Source organism: Cellulomonas sp. KU4C (assembly GCF_056868065.1).
The window spans coordinates 3,367,477-3,380,120 of the sequence record NZ_CP200322.1; the positions used below are offsets into that span (position 1 = coordinate 3,367,477).

At 75.9% G+C, this 12,644-nt stretch carries 12 protein-coding genes; 7 read left to right on the top strand and 5 right to left on the bottom strand.

Annotated elements, in window-relative coordinates:
* Positions 1–19: 19 nt before the first annotated feature.
* On the bottom strand, positions 20–2,386 hold the full coding sequence (locus AC1VL8_RS16035) for an MMPL family transporter (RefSeq protein WP_483075851.1): 2,367 nt from the start codon (positions 2,384–2,386) through the stop codon (positions 20–22).
* A gap of 100 nt (positions 2,387–2,486) precedes the next feature.
* On the opposite strand from AC1VL8_RS16035, the gene AC1VL8_RS16040 reads away from it, so the two are divergent.
* Positions 2,487–2,981 carry a MarR family winged helix-turn-helix transcriptional regulator gene (locus AC1VL8_RS16040; protein ID WP_483075852.1) on the top strand — a complete coding sequence of 165 codons (495 nt, stop codon included), beginning with the start codon at positions 2,487–2,489 and terminating at the stop codon, positions 2,979–2,981.
* Positions 2,982–3,024: 43 nt separating this feature from the next.
* Here the strand turns inward: AC1VL8_RS16040 and AC1VL8_RS16045 are convergent, their stop codons facing one another.
* On the bottom strand, positions 3,025–3,534 hold the full coding sequence (locus tag AC1VL8_RS16045; RefSeq protein ID WP_483075853.1) for a flavodoxin domain-containing protein: 510 nt from the start codon (positions 3,532–3,534) through the stop codon (positions 3,025–3,027).
* Between the two features lie 171 nt (positions 3,535–3,705).
* On the opposite strand from AC1VL8_RS16045, the gene AC1VL8_RS16050 reads away from it, so the two are divergent.
* Positions 3,706–4,425: a DUF4191 domain-containing protein gene (locus AC1VL8_RS16050; protein ID WP_389229940.1), complete on the top strand. Its 720-nt coding sequence runs from the start codon at positions 3,706–3,708 to the stop codon at positions 4,423–4,425.
* An 86-nt stretch (positions 4,426–4,511) separates the two neighbouring features.
* On the opposite strand, the gene AC1VL8_RS16055 is transcribed toward AC1VL8_RS16050, so the two are convergent.
* Positions 4,512–5,003: an RDD family protein gene (locus AC1VL8_RS16055; protein WP_483075854.1), complete on the bottom strand. Its 492-nt coding sequence runs from the start codon at positions 5,001–5,003 to the stop codon at positions 4,512–4,514.
* Between the two features lie 172 nt (positions 5,004–5,175).
* Here AC1VL8_RS16055 and glnA point away from each other — a divergent pair, with 172 nt between their 5' ends.
* Positions 5,176–6,600, top strand: a complete 1,425-nt coding sequence (glnA, locus tag AC1VL8_RS16060; RefSeq protein ID WP_389229946.1) for a type I glutamate--ammonia ligase — start codon at positions 5,176–5,178, stop codon at positions 6,598–6,600.
* 71 nt (positions 6,601–6,671) lie between these two features.
* Here glnA and AC1VL8_RS16065 read toward each other — a convergent pair whose 3' ends face one another.
* Positions 6,672–7,520, bottom strand: coding sequence for a universal stress protein (locus tag AC1VL8_RS16065; protein WP_483075855.1), 849 nt, complete (start codon positions 7,518–7,520; stop codon positions 6,672–6,674).
* 199 nt (positions 7,521–7,719) lie between these two features.
* Positions 7,720–9,300 (bottom strand): GAF domain-containing protein, encoded by a 1,581-nt coding sequence (locus AC1VL8_RS16070; protein WP_483075856.1) that lies wholly within the window; start codon positions 9,298–9,300, stop codon positions 7,720–7,722.
* Between the two features lie 71 nt (positions 9,301–9,371).
* Between AC1VL8_RS16070 and AC1VL8_RS16075 the strand changes: the two genes are divergently transcribed.
* The 4 genes from AC1VL8_RS16075 (at position 9,372) to AC1VL8_RS16090 (ending at position 12,582) form a co-directional block, all read left to right on the top strand.
* Positions 9,372–10,028 (top strand): response regulator, encoded by a 657-nt coding sequence (locus tag AC1VL8_RS16075; RefSeq protein ID WP_389229955.1) that lies wholly within the window; start codon positions 9,372–9,374, stop codon positions 10,026–10,028.
* 146 nt (positions 10,029–10,174) lie between these two features.
* Entirely contained in the window at positions 10,175–10,459 is a 285-nt protein-coding gene (locus tag AC1VL8_RS16080) for a dsRBD fold-containing protein (RefSeq protein WP_389229958.1), read from the top strand.
* Positions 10,460–10,560: 101 nt separating this feature from the next.
* Positions 10,561–11,118, top strand: a complete 558-nt coding sequence (locus tag AC1VL8_RS16085; RefSeq protein ID WP_483075857.1) for a flavodoxin family protein — start codon at positions 10,561–10,563, stop codon at positions 11,116–11,118.
* Positions 11,119–11,178: 60 nt separating this feature from the next.
* Positions 11,179–12,582, top strand: a complete 1,404-nt coding sequence (locus AC1VL8_RS16090) for a DNA polymerase IV (RefSeq protein ID WP_483075858.1) — start codon at positions 11,179–11,181, stop codon at positions 12,580–12,582.
* Positions 12,583–12,644 lie beyond the last annotated feature (62 nt).

Here is a 12,644-nt window from a genome sequence, read left to right on the forward strand (position 1 = left end):
CCCTAGGACCGCTGCACCCCTAGGACCGCGCGGCGACCTCCTGCGCGCTCCCGGGCCGGTCGGCGCCACGGCGCGACAGCCGGCTCGGCCACCACACCCGGTCGCCGATGTCGTGCACGAGCGCCGGCACGAGCAGGCTGCGCACCACCAGCGTGTCGAGCAGCACGCCGAGCGCGACGATGAACGCGAGCTGCGCGAGGAACAGCAGCGGGATCACGCCGAGCGCCGCGAACGTCACGGCCAGCACGACGCCCGCCGAGGTGATGACGCCGCCGGTCACGGCCAGCCCGCGCAGGACGCCGACCCGGGTCCCGGACCGCAGGCTCTCCTCGCGGACCCGGGTCATCAGGAAGATCGAGTAGTCCACGCCGAGCGCGACCAGGAACGTGAACGCGTAGAGCGGCACGGCCGGATCGGCCCCCGGGTAGTCGAGGACGTGGTTGAACACGATGGCCGCGATGCCGAGCGCCGCGCCGAACGACAGCACGTTCGCGATCATCAGCAGCGTCGCGGCGAGCACGGACCGCAGCAGCACCATGAGGATGAGCAGGATCACCAGCAGCACCACGGGGACGATCACCCGCAGGTCGCGGGTGCCGGCGTCCTGGGCGTCGAGCGTCTCGGCGGCCGCGCCACCCACGAGGGCGTCGGGGGCGACGGCGTGCACCGCCTCGCGCAGGGCCTCGACGGTGGCGACGCCCCCGGTCGTGTCGGCGGCGTCCTCGGTGGCGACGTCGACCCGGACGTTCCCGTCGACAACCTTCGGCTCGGGGGCGTCGGCCCCGCCGGCCGCACCGCTCGGCGGCCCACCCGTGGTCGACGCGCCGGTGTACGGCGCCGCGGACACCACGCCGTCGACGTCCAGCGCGGCCTCGACGACCGCGTCGGCCTCGTCCTGCGCCACGATCACGGTCGCCGGCTGGACCGTGCCCGCCGGGAAGTGCGCCGCGAGCACGTCCTCGCCGGCGACCGCGTCGACCTCGGTGAGGAACACGTCGGCCTGGCTGGTGCCGGACGCCTGGAACGTCGGCACGAAGGCGGCCAGGCCCAGCAGCACGACGGCGGTGCCGATCCACACGACCCGGTCGCGGCGGCCGACCGCGCCGGCCAGCCGGCCCCACAGCCCCGCGGGCAGCGGCTCGGCGGCGGGGACGGGCGCCTCGTGCGCGCCGTGGTGCGCGGGCACCGGGGTGTCCGTGGCGGCGGGGACGGGCTCGGCGGCGGGTCCGGCGGCGTGCGCCCCGACCTCGGCCCGCGGGATGCGGGGCCAGAACAGCGCGCGCGACCGGCGGCCCGCGACGAGCAGCAGCAGCGGCAGCAGCGTGAAGGCGGCGAGCACGGCCGCGGCGATGCCGATCGCGCCGACCGGGCCGAGGCTCCGGTTGGACGCGAGGTCCGACAGCAGGAGGCAGAGCAGACCGGCGACGACGGTGCCGGCGCTGGCGAGGATCGGCTCGAGGCTGCGACGCAGCGCCCGGCGCATCGCGGTGGCCGGCGCCTCGACGGCGCGCAGCTCCTCGCGGTACCGGGCGACGATCAGCAGCGCGTAGTCGACGGACGCGCCGACCACGAGGATCGCGAGGATGCCCTGGGCCTGGCCGTTCAGGGTGAGGACGCCGTTGTCGGCGAGGTGGTAGACGGCCAGGGCGGCGGCGCACAGCGCGAACACGGCCGTGAAGATCACCGCGAGCGGCAGGAACGGCGACCGGTAGACGAGCACGAGGATGACGAGCACCGCGCCGAGCGCGACCAGCAGCAGGACGCCGTCGATGCCGCCGAACGCGTTGGTCAGGTCGGCGACGAAACCGCCGGGTCCGGTGACCCAGGCCCGCAGACCCGCGTCACCGGAGGACGTCGCGGTCGCGCCGAGCTCGTCCGCCAGGGTGTCGCGGACGGCCTGCACGAGGGCGCCGACCACGCTCTCGTCGTCGGCCAGGGACAGGTCGGCGGACGCGGCGTCGACGGACAGCGGCACCAGCAGCGCCTCGCCGTCCTCGGAGGGCACGACCACAGGGTCGGCGGACAGCACGTCCCCGATCGTCGCGGGGTCGCCCGCGGCCGGGTCGGCACCGGGCAGCGCGACGCCGGGCAGGTCGTCGACCACCGGCTGCACGGCCGCGATCGCGTCGGCGCCGAGGGTCTCGCCGTCGTCGCCGGTCAGCACCACCAGGACGGGCAGCGCCTCGGCTGCGGTGAACTCCCCCGACAGCTCGGCGGCCCGCGTGGACTCGGCCGACGACGGCAGGAACGCCGCCGAGTCGTTGGTCTGGACCTGGGACAGCTGCCCCTGCGCCATCCCGCCGAACGCCCCGACCGCCAGCCACCCGGCCAGCACCACCAGCACGACCGCACCGCGGCCGATCCCCCGCACCCAGTTCCTCAGCATGCTGAGCACTATGCGGGACGGCGGCGATTCCGGCAACATGTGCCTCGGGCGATCGATGACCGAGCACGATCGAGCACGGGACCGACGGAGAGGACGCGACGTGGAGGGGCACGCGCAGCACGGCAACGCCGAGCCGCACCCCCGCTGGGAGCGCATGTCCGCCCGCGACCCCAGCGGCTGGCCGGTCGGGCGCCTGCTGTCGGCCGCCGCGCGCCGCGTCGAGCGCGACTGGAACGGCCACCTCGCCTCCTGGGACCTCAACCACGCCAGCCAGCCGGTGCTCGTGATCCTGCTGCGCGGACCGCACACCCAGGCCGAGCTCGCCGCGTTGTGCGAGGTCACCGAGCAGACGATGAGCCGGGTCGTGTCCCGCCTGGAGCGCTCGGGCTACCTCACCCGGACGGCCCACCCGACCGACCGGCGCAAGCAGGTGCTCACCGTCACCGACTCCGGGCGCGCTGCCGTCGTCGAGGCGTCCGACCCCGCCGCCGCCGAGGCGATGGTCACCGAGGGGCTGACCCCGGAGCAGGTCGACCAGCTGCGCGGGCTGCTGCTCCTGGTCGCCCGCCGCGGCGAGGAGCCCCCGGCCGCCTGACGCCCGACGACCCGCGCCTGACGACCCGCGCCCGACCGCTCCGTCAGCGCCGGGCGCGCGCGGCGGGCCGGGCGAGCTCGCGGGCGATCCCCGCCGCCCATTCCTCGACCTCCGTGAAGTCCCGGAAGTCACCGGGCTGCGCGTCGATCATCGCGACCAGCGCCCGCTCCGCGAGCCCGAGCTCCTCGCGCTGCAGCCGCCCGGAGAACACGTGCACGTCCCGGGCGCCCACGCGCCGCGCCACGGAGCGGACGTCGTCCGGCTCGGACGCCGGCAGCGGCGGGACCCCGACCGGCCCGGACCAGAACAGCCACACCGGCCGCGCCGCGAGCTGCTCCGTCTGCCGGTCGACCAGGTCGCGCATCGCGACGGCCAGCCGCCCGACGTACACCGCCGAGCCCAGGACCACCGCGTCGTAGCCGTCCAGCTCCTCCACGTCGTCCGGCTCGGCGTGCGTCACGTCGTGCCCGGCCTCCCGGAGCACCTCCGCGACCGCGTCGCCGATCTCCCGCGTCCCCCCGTGCCGGGACGCCGTCGTCACCAGGACCCGCATGTCCGCCTCCCCCGTGCCGGCTCGCGGCGCCGGTGCCGCCACCTCCTCCCAGGCTTACGCCTCCCGCGCCGGGCGCACGAGGGACGGAGGTCCCGGCGGCGCCGACAGGCCGTCGCAGGTCCGGCTCGTCCGGCGCCCGGGACGCCGCCGCCCGCCGGTAGACTCCCCCGCATGGCCCGTGAGAAGACCGCCCCCGGGGCGCCGAAGCCCCCGAAGGTGAAGAAGACCCGCTGGTACCACCAGGTCTGGCAGGCGTACCAGATGACCCGCCAGCAGGACCCGGCGGTCACCTGGCTGATCCTCGCGGTGTTCTTCGGGGTCATCGCGGTGGGCCTGCTGCTCGGCCTGGTGTTCTTCACCTGGTGGTACATGCTGCTGCTGAGCATCCCGTTCGCGGCGCTCGCCGCCATGTTCGTGCTCACCCGCCGCGCCGAGCGCGCCGCGTACTCCCGCATCGAGGGCCAGCCCGGCGCCGCGATGTCCGCCCTCGGCACGATCCGCCGCGGCTGGACGTTCGCCGAGGAGCCCGTCGCCGTCGGCCCGCGCACCCAGGACCTGGTGTTCCGCGGCGTCGGCCGCCCGGGCATCGTCCTGGTCGGCGAGGGCCCCGCGCACCGCATCGGCAAGCTGCTCGAGGCCGAGCGCAAGCGCACCGCCCGCGTGCTCAACGGCGTCCCGATCACGGTGATCGAGGTCGGCCGCGAGGAGGGTCAGGTCCCGCTGCCGCAGCTCGCCCGCAAGGTGCAGCGCCTCAAGCCGCAGCTCACCAAGCAGGAGACGGGCGAGGTCGTCAAGCGCCTCACCGCGCTCGGCGCCGTGAAGATGCCGATCCCGAAGGGCGTCGACCCGATGCGCGCGCGCCCCGACCGCAAGGGCATGCGCGGCCGCTGAGCCACCCCGGACACGCACGAACGCGCCCGGTCCCCGTGCGGGACCGGGCGCGTTCGTGCGTCCGGAGCGGGGGCAGCCCGGCGGGCTCAGCGGCGGACGATCGCCGTGCCCGCGGTGCGGTCGTGCAGGCCGCGACCGTCGGCGTCCCAGACGACCGCCGGGATGACCAGGCACAGCAGCACCGTCCGCACCAGCGCGAGGAACAGGTTCGGCGGCACGTCCGGACCGGGGTCGGCGGCCGGGGCACCGGGACGCTCCACGAGGCGCGCGGGCAGCACCCGGCGCACGCGGATCCCGAGCAGCCGGTGCCCGAGCGTGCCCCCGACGGTGCCGACGAGCAGCACGTTCTCCAGCGCGAAGATCGCCAGGGTGCCGATCGCCTGCGCGTCGACGGGCAGGAACGCGAACGCGATCAGCTGGCACGCGAACCAGTCGACGACCAGGGCGACGACCCGGCGCGACAGCGGCGCCAGCGACCCGCTGCCCTCGCCCGGCAGCCCCAGCCGGGTGCCGTTCGCGCGGCCCGGCCCCACGGGAGGGCCCTCGAGCCACGAACCGACGTCCTCGCGATCGACCATGCCCCCACGGTAACCGGCGCCCGCGGCCCCGCCGGCCCGGGCCGTCATCGCCCCGCAACACCGATCCGGGGTCACGTAACACGCCGGAAACACGACACACACCCCCGGGTAACTGCACCGGCCTAGCCTCGTCGGAGCCCGGTACGGGCGTGTCGACACCGAGGAGCAGCGGATGTTCAGCAAGCCGGAGGAAGTCCTGGCCTTCATCAAGAACGAGGACGTCAAGTTCGTCGACGTCCGGTTCTGCGACCTGCCGGGCGTGATGCAGCACTTCAACGTGCCCGCCGCGACCGTGGACGAGAACTTCTTCGTCGAGGGCCAGATGTTCGACGGGTCGTCGATCCGCGGCTTCCAGGCGATCAACGAGTCGGACATGAAGCTGCTGCCCGACGTGACGACGGCGTTCATCGACCCGTTCCGCGCCGAGAAGACGCTCTGCCTGAACTTCCACATCGTCGACCCGTACACCGACGAGCCCTACACGCGTGACCCCCGCCAGGTCGCCGCCAAGGCGGAGGCGTACCTGCGCTCGACCGGTATCGCGGACACGGCGTTCTTCGCCCCCGAGGCCGAGTTCTACATCTTCGACGACGTGCGCTTCGAGACGAAGCAGAACTCGTCGTTCTACTCGATCGACTCCATCGAGGCCGCCTGGAACACGGGCCGCGTCGAGGAGGGTGGCAACCTCGGCCACAAGACCCCGTACAAGGGCGGCTACTTCCCCGTCCCGCCGGTCGACCACTTCGCGGACCTGCGCGACAAGATCTCGCTGCAGCTCGACGAGCTCGGCTTCGAGGTCGAGCGCGCGCACCACGAGGTCGGCACCGCCGGCCAGGCGGAGATCAACTACCGCTTCGACACGCTCGCCAAGTCGGCCGACAAGGTGCAGCTGTTCAAGTACGTCGTGAAGAACGTGGCGCACGAGGACGGCCGCACGGCCACCTTCATGCCGAAGCCGCTGTTCGGCGACAACGGCTCGGGCATGCACGTGCACCAGTCCCTGTGGAAGGACGGCAAGCCGCTGTTCTTCGACGAGAAGGGCTACGGCGGCCTGTCCGACATGGCCCGCTGGTACATCGGCGGCCTGCTGAAGCACGCCCCGGCGCTGCTGGCGTTCACCAACCCGACGGTGAACTCCTACCACCGCCTGGTCCCCGGCTTCGAGGCCCCGGTCAACCTGGTCTACTCGGCCCGCAACCGCTCCGCGTGCATCCGCATCCCGGTGACCGGCTCGAACCCGAAGGCCAAGCGCATCGAGTTCCGCGTGCCGGACCCGTCGTCCAACCCGTACCTGTGCTTCGCGGCCATGCTGATGGCGGGCCTCGACGGCATCCAGAACCGCATCGAGCCGCCGGAGCCGGTCGACAAGGACCTCTACGAGCTGCCCCCGGAGGAGCACGCGCTCATCCAGCAGGTCCCGGGCTCGCTCGGCGAGGTGCTCGACAACCTCGAGGCCGACCACGACTGGCTGACCGCCGGCAACGTGTTCACCCCGGACCTGATCCAGACCTGGATCGACTTCAAGCGGTCCGCGGAGATCGACCCGATCCGGCTGCGCCCGCACCCGCACGAGTTCGAGCTCTACTACGACGTCTGATCGGCTGCTCCCGATCAGCACGCAGCGAGGGGCGTCTCCCACCGGGAGGCGCCCCTCGTGGCGTGCGGGGGTCAGGTGCCGCGGACGACCAGGACCGGGCAGGGGGCGTGCAGGACCAGCGCGTGGCTGACCGAGCCGAGCAGCATCCGCGCGACGCCGCCGCGGCCGTGGCTGCCGACGACGACCAGCCGGGCGCGGTCGGCCGCCGCGAGCATCGCCGAGGACGGGTCGGCCTGGACCAGGGTGCGCTCGACGTCGAGGTCGGGGTACCGGTCCGCGAGTCCGGCGGTGGCCTCGGCGAGCACCACGCGCTCCTCGTCCTTGACGGCGGACGGCAGCTCCGGCGGTACCCAGCCCACGGAGGCGAGCACGGCCGGCTCCCGCCACGCGTGCACGACCTGGAGCACGGCGCCGAGCCGGTCGGCCTCGCGGGCTCCGGCGCGGACGGCGACCACGCTCTCCGGGGACCCGTCGGCGCCGACCACGACGCGGTTCTCCGGCGCGGGGGTGTCCGGGGGGACGACGGCCACCGGGCAGTGCGCGCCCGCGACGACCTGGTAGGCCAGCGAGCCGGAGAACACACGGCGCGCGGGGGTGGTCCGGCGGGTGCCGACGACGACCAGGTGCGCGGTGGCGGACCGGCGGGTGAGCGCCCGGCCAGGGGTCTGCGCCTCGACCTCGGTGCGGATGTCCAGGCCGGGGTGGTCCACGCCGACGCGTGCCGCCTCGCGGGCCAGCAGCTCACCGGCGCCCGCGGCGATCGCGTCGTCCCAGGCGGCGTCGGTGCCGGTCTGGGAGGTGGCGACCGCGTGCACCAGCACCAGCGGGACTCCTCGGGCGACCGCCTGGTCGGCCGCCCAGCGGATCGCCGACCCGCTGGAGGCGGTGCCGGTCACGCCCACGACCACCTCGCCGCTCATGGCGTGCTCCCCTCGTCGGGCCACGCCCCGGGCGGTCGCGGCGCCACCTCCACGGTGCGCCGTCCGGCCGGTCCGGGCCCAGGGTCGAACGGCGCCGGTACCCGCGCCGATGTGCCCCGGGCCGGTGCCGGACGTCCCGGTGCCCGACTCCCCGGTGCCCGACTCCCCGGTGCCCGATGTCCCGGTGCCGTCGCGCCCGTCAGCCGCGCGGGCGCGACGCGGCCGACCCGAGGGGCACCGCCCACCGCAGCCGCGTCCCACCGCCCGGGCGCGCGGTCAGGGTCAGGGTGCCCCCGAGCTCCGCCGCCCGGGACCGCATGTTGCGCAGCCCGTTGCCGCGCGGCGGGGGGTCGGGCGGCGGGCCCGAGCCGTCGTCGTCGACGCGCAGCTCCACCCCGTCGGTCCGGGCGTGCACGCGGACGTCGACGCTGCCCGCCGCGGCGTGCCGGGCGACGTTCGTCAGCGCCTCCCCGAGCACCGACGCGAGGTGCCCGGCGACGTCGTCGGGGACGACGGTGTCGAGCGGTCCCTCCAGCCGCAGCCGGGGCTCGCGGCCGAGCGCGGGGGCGGCCGCGCGGCACGTGTCCACCAGCCGGCCGCGCAGTCCCACGGTCCCGGGGGTCCGCTGCAGGGCGAAGATCGCCGACCGGAGCTCGCGGATCGCCGCGTCGAGCTCGGCGACGACCTCGTCCCCGACGGCCCGCAGGTCCGCGTCGAGCCGCGGGCGCATGCTCCGCACCGTCAGCCCGGTGCCGTAGATCCGCTGGATCACCAGGTCGTGCAGGTCGCGGGCGATGCGCTCCCGGTCCCGGGCCACCGCGAGCCCGCGGCGCTGCTCCTGGAGGTCCGCGAGCTCGAGGGCGATCGCCGCCTGCCGGGCGAAGGCGTCCACCAGCGCGCCGTCCTCCGGGGTCAGCGGCGGGGCGCCCGGGCGCCGGCCGACCACCAGCACCCCGAGCACGTGCCCGCGGGCGGTCATCGGCACCACCCGTGCCGGGCCCAGCGGCGGGGCGCCGCGGATCGTCGCGACCCGGTGGTCGGTGGCGAAGTCGCGCACGCCCTCCGGCACGCCCGAGCGCACGACCGACCCGCTGACGGACCGGCCCACCGGGACCCGGGCGCCGGCCATCGCCCGGGCGGCCGGTCCGCTCGCGGCCCGCACCACCAGGTCGTCGCGGCCGTCGGGCAGCAGCACCGCCACCAGGTCGGCGCGGGCCAGCGCGTGCGCGCGGTCGCACACCAGCGCGAGCGCGGCGGACCGCGGCATCCCCGCGAGGAGCTGCTGCTCGACCTCCACCGACGCCTCGAGCCACCGCTGGCGGTGCCGTCCCGCCCGGTACAGGCGGGCGTTCTCGATCGCGGTGCCCGCCGCCGCGGCGAGCGACCCGACCAGCTCCGCGTCGTCGCCGGTGAAGTCGGCCCCGTCGCGCTTGCCCGCGAGCGAGAGCACCCCGAGCACCTCGTCGCGGACGCGCACCGGGACCGTGAGGACACCGCGACCGTCCCCTGGCGCACGCACGTGCGGCGGCGTCCCGTGGGTGACCGGCTCGCCGACCCGGCCGTCGGGGTCGAGCACGCCGAGCGCGCCCCAGCCCGCGTCGGACAGCACGCAGGCGGCGCGCACGACCCGACCGAGCAGGATGTGCAGGTCGTCCTCGTCGTCGACCGCGACCACCGCGGCCAGCAGGGCGCGGGCGTGGCGCCGCGCTGTCGCGAGCTCGTCGCGGGCCGCGCGGTCGGGCTGCTCCGCGGGCGGCGACGTCGGCCCCACGGAACCCATCGGGTGCGCTCCCCCTCGCCCCCGACCTCGCCACCGGTGCGGCGGCAGTCGGTCTGCGGTAGAACACCAGCATGGCCCAACGCAGCGCCGGTGCCCAGATCCGGGTGTACGTCCTGGACGACCACGAGGTCGTGCGCCGCGGCCTGCGGGACCTGTTCGGCGCGGAGCCCGACATCGAGGTGGTAGGCGAGAGCGGCTCGGCCGCCGAGGCGACGCGGCGCATCCCCGCGCTGCGCCCCGACGTCGCGGTGCTGGACGCGCGGCTGCCGGACGGCAGCGGCATCGAGGTGTGCCGGGCGGTCCGCTCCCAGGACCCGTCGGTCGCGGCACTGATCCTCACGTCCTACGACGACGACGAGGCGCTGTTCGCCGCGATCCTCGCGGGCGCCGCCGGCTACGTGCTCAAGGAGATCGGCGGCGGCGAGCTGGTCGGGGCGGTCCGGCACGTCGCGGCCGGGCAGTCGATGCTCGACCCGGCGGTGACCGGCCGGGTGCTGGAGCGGCTGCGCGCCGGACCGGCCGAGCCCGACGAGCTGCACGACCTCAGCGAGCAGGAGCGGCGCATCCTCGGCCACATCGCCGAGGGGCTGACCAACCGGCAGATCGGCGAGCGGATGTTCCTGGCCGAGAAGACCGTGAAGAACTACGTGTCGCACGTCCTGGCGAAGCTCGGCGTCGAGCGGCGCACCCAGGCCGCCGTGCTCGCGGCGCGGCTGCTGCGCGACTGACGCCCGCCGCCGCCCCGCGCAGGGTCCGACGTCCCGCGATCCGGGTCGACCGGCCCTGGTCCGCGCCGCATCGGCCGCGGGACGCTGTCCCCAGGCACCCGCCGCAGGGTCCACGGCCCCGCGGCACGACCCGGAGGGCGACGACGATGACACGGACCTGGGACGTGCGGATCGACCTGTTCGAGACGTCGGACGCGCCCGGGTCCGACCGCCGGACGACCACCGCGCACGCGATCCTCAGCAGCGGCGCCACGACCCGGATGAGCGGCACCGGCCGCGCACGCCGACGCCCCGGGGAGCCGGACGTCCCCGAGATCGGCGACGAGCTGGCCGCCGCCCGCGCCCTGCGTGAGCTCGCGGACCGGCTGCTGGACGCCTCGTCGACGGACATCTCCGAGATCGAGCACCGCGAGGTCCACCTCGCGCACTGAGCGGCGAGGTCCACCTCGCGCGCTGATGCGGCACGAAGGAGCAGGGACGTGGACGTGCACGGCAGGACCGCCCCGCGACGGGGCGTCGACCGGAGGGCGGGGTGACGGAGGTGTCCGCGCTGGTGGTCTACGAGTCGATGTTCGGCAGCACCCGGGACGTCGCGGTCGCGGTGGCCGAGGGGCTGCGCGCGACCCTGCCCGTGCGGCTCGTCGAGGTCGGCGCGCTGCTCGCGGAGCCGGGCGGCACGACGGTCCCCGAGGAGATCACGCTGCTCGTGGTGGGCGGTCCGACGCACGCCTTCGGGATGAGCCGCGAGCAGACGCGCGCGTCGGCGGCGCGCGAGGTGCCGCCCGGGAGCACGCACCCCGAGCCCGTCATCTCCCGGCACACCGGGATCCGCGAGTGGCTGGACGTGCTGCGGATGCCGAGCCACGGCCTGCTGGTCGCCACGTTCGACACCAAGGTCCGCCGGCCGAACCTGCCGGGCTCCGCCGCACGGTCCGCGGAGCGGCTGCTGCGCCACCGGGGTGCGATCCCCGTCGCGCCGCCGCGCTCGTTCGACGTGCTCGGCATGGCGGACGGGCTGGCGGAGGGCGAGCTGGACGCCGCCCGTGCGTGGGGCCGTGAGCTGGCCGCCGTGGTGGTCGCGCGCGGCTGACGCGGCCGCACCGTCCCGCTGCGGCAGCCGCACCGCCCCGCGTGCGGCACAGTGGTGGGCGTGAGCAGCGAGGTGACGGCCCCGCGCCTGCGGTCGGAGCCGAGCATCGCGCACCTCGACGCGGACGCGTTCTTCGCCTCCGTCGAGCAGGCGCAGCGCCCGTCCCTGCGTGGCCGGCCGGTGCTGGTGGGTGGGACCGGGCCGCGCGGCGTCGTCGCGGCGGCGTCCTACGAGGCGCGGGCGATGGGCGTCCGGTCCGCGATGTCGATGGAGAGCGCCCGGCGGGCGTGCCCCCGCGCGACCGTGGTCGTGCCGCGGTTCGACGCGTACAGCGCGTTCTCGGCGCGGATCATGGCCGCGCTGCGCGAGCGCACCGACGCGGTGGAGCCGCTGAGCATCGACGAGGCGTTCGCGGACCTCGGCGCCGTCCGGCCGGGCGACGACGGCTGGCGGGGCGTCGGCGAGGCGCTGCGGGCGCGCGCGGTCGAGCTCGCCGGGGTGCCGGTGTCGGTCGGGATGGGCCGGTCCAAGCTGGTCGCGAAGCTGGCGTCCGCGGCCGCGAAGCCGGCGGGCGTGCGGGTCGTCGCGCCGGACGAGGAGGACGCGTTCCTGCTCTCGATGCCGGTGCGGTCGCTGTGGGGCGTGGGCCCGGTGTCCGCGGAGCGCCTGGAGCGGATCGGGGTCCGGACGGTCGAGGACCTGCGGGGTCAGCCGCTCGACACGCTCACGATGGTGCTGGGCGACGCCGCCGGGACCAACCTGTTCCGGGTCGCGCGCGGCTGGGACGACCGACCGGTCGCGGAGAGCCGGGAGCGGAAGTCGGCGGGCGCGGAGCACACCTTCGAGCGCGACCTGCACGGGCGGGCCCAGGTGGCGGCGCAGCTGCCCGCGGTGACCGACCAGGCGATGCTGCGCCTCGAGCGGCACGGTGGCGCGGCTCGCACGGTCACCGTCAAGGTGCGGTTCTCGGGGTTCAGCACGGTGTCGCGGTCGGTGACGCTGCCGTCGCCGACGGCGGACCGCGGCGCGCTGCTGGAGGCGGCGGGGCGGGCGCTCGACCTGGTCGAGCTGACCGAGCCGGTCCGGCTGCTCGGGGTGTCGTTCCACGGGCTGTCGGAGCACGCGCAGCTGATGCTCGACCTCGCGGGGGGTGACGACGCGCCCGCGCGGGCGGCCGGGCCCGACGACGCGCCCGGGTCCGACGAGGTGGCGCTCCGGCCGGTCGCACGCCGCCGGCGCGGGCGGCTCCGGCACGACGACGCGGTGCCCGGCCTGGACGTCCTGCACCCGGAGCACGGTCGCGGCTGGGTGGTGCAGGCCCGCGACGACGGCCGGGTGGCGATCCGGTTCGAGACCGCGGCGACCGGCCCGGGGCGGCAGCGCGTGCTGGACCCGGCGACCGAGGACATCGAGCTCGTCGGCGCCCTCGGGCCGGACGGCGCGGAGCTGCCCGCCGACGACTGACCGGACGGGCCGGGCGGCGCGGGACCGGCCCGGCGCGGGACCGGCCCGGCCGCGACGCCTCG

Coding starts and splice junctions, on each gene's coding strand:
- AC1VL8_RS16035 (WP_483075851.1), bottom strand. CDS start 2,386: ATGCTGAGGAACTGGGTGCGGGGGATCGGCCGCGGTGCGGTCGTGCTG.
- AC1VL8_RS16045 (WP_483075853.1), bottom strand. CDS start 3,534: ATGCGGGTCCTGGTGACGACGGCGTCCCGGCACGGGGGGACGCGGGAG.
- AC1VL8_RS16050 (WP_389229940.1), top strand. CDS start 3,706: ATGGCCCGTGAGAAGACCGCCCCCGGGGCGCCGAAGCCCCCGAAGGTG.
- AC1VL8_RS16055 (WP_483075854.1), bottom strand. CDS start 5,003: ATGGTCGATCGCGAGGACGTCGGTTCGTGGCTCGAGGGCCCTCCCGTG.
- glnA (WP_389229946.1), top strand. CDS start 5,176: ATGTTCAGCAAGCCGGAGGAAGTCCTGGCCTTCATCAAGAACGAGGAC.
- AC1VL8_RS16065 (WP_483075855.1), bottom strand. CDS start 7,520: ATGAGCGGCGAGGTGGTCGTGGGCGTGACCGGCACCGCCTCCAGCGGG.
- AC1VL8_RS16070 (WP_483075856.1), bottom strand. CDS start 9,300: ATGGGTTCCGTGGGGCCGACGTCGCCGCCCGCGGAGCAGCCCGACCGC.
- AC1VL8_RS16075 (WP_389229955.1), top strand. CDS start 9,372: ATGGCCCAACGCAGCGCCGGTGCCCAGATCCGGGTGTACGTCCTGGAC.
- AC1VL8_RS16080 (WP_389229958.1), top strand. CDS start 10,175: ATGACACGGACCTGGGACGTGCGGATCGACCTGTTCGAGACGTCGGAC.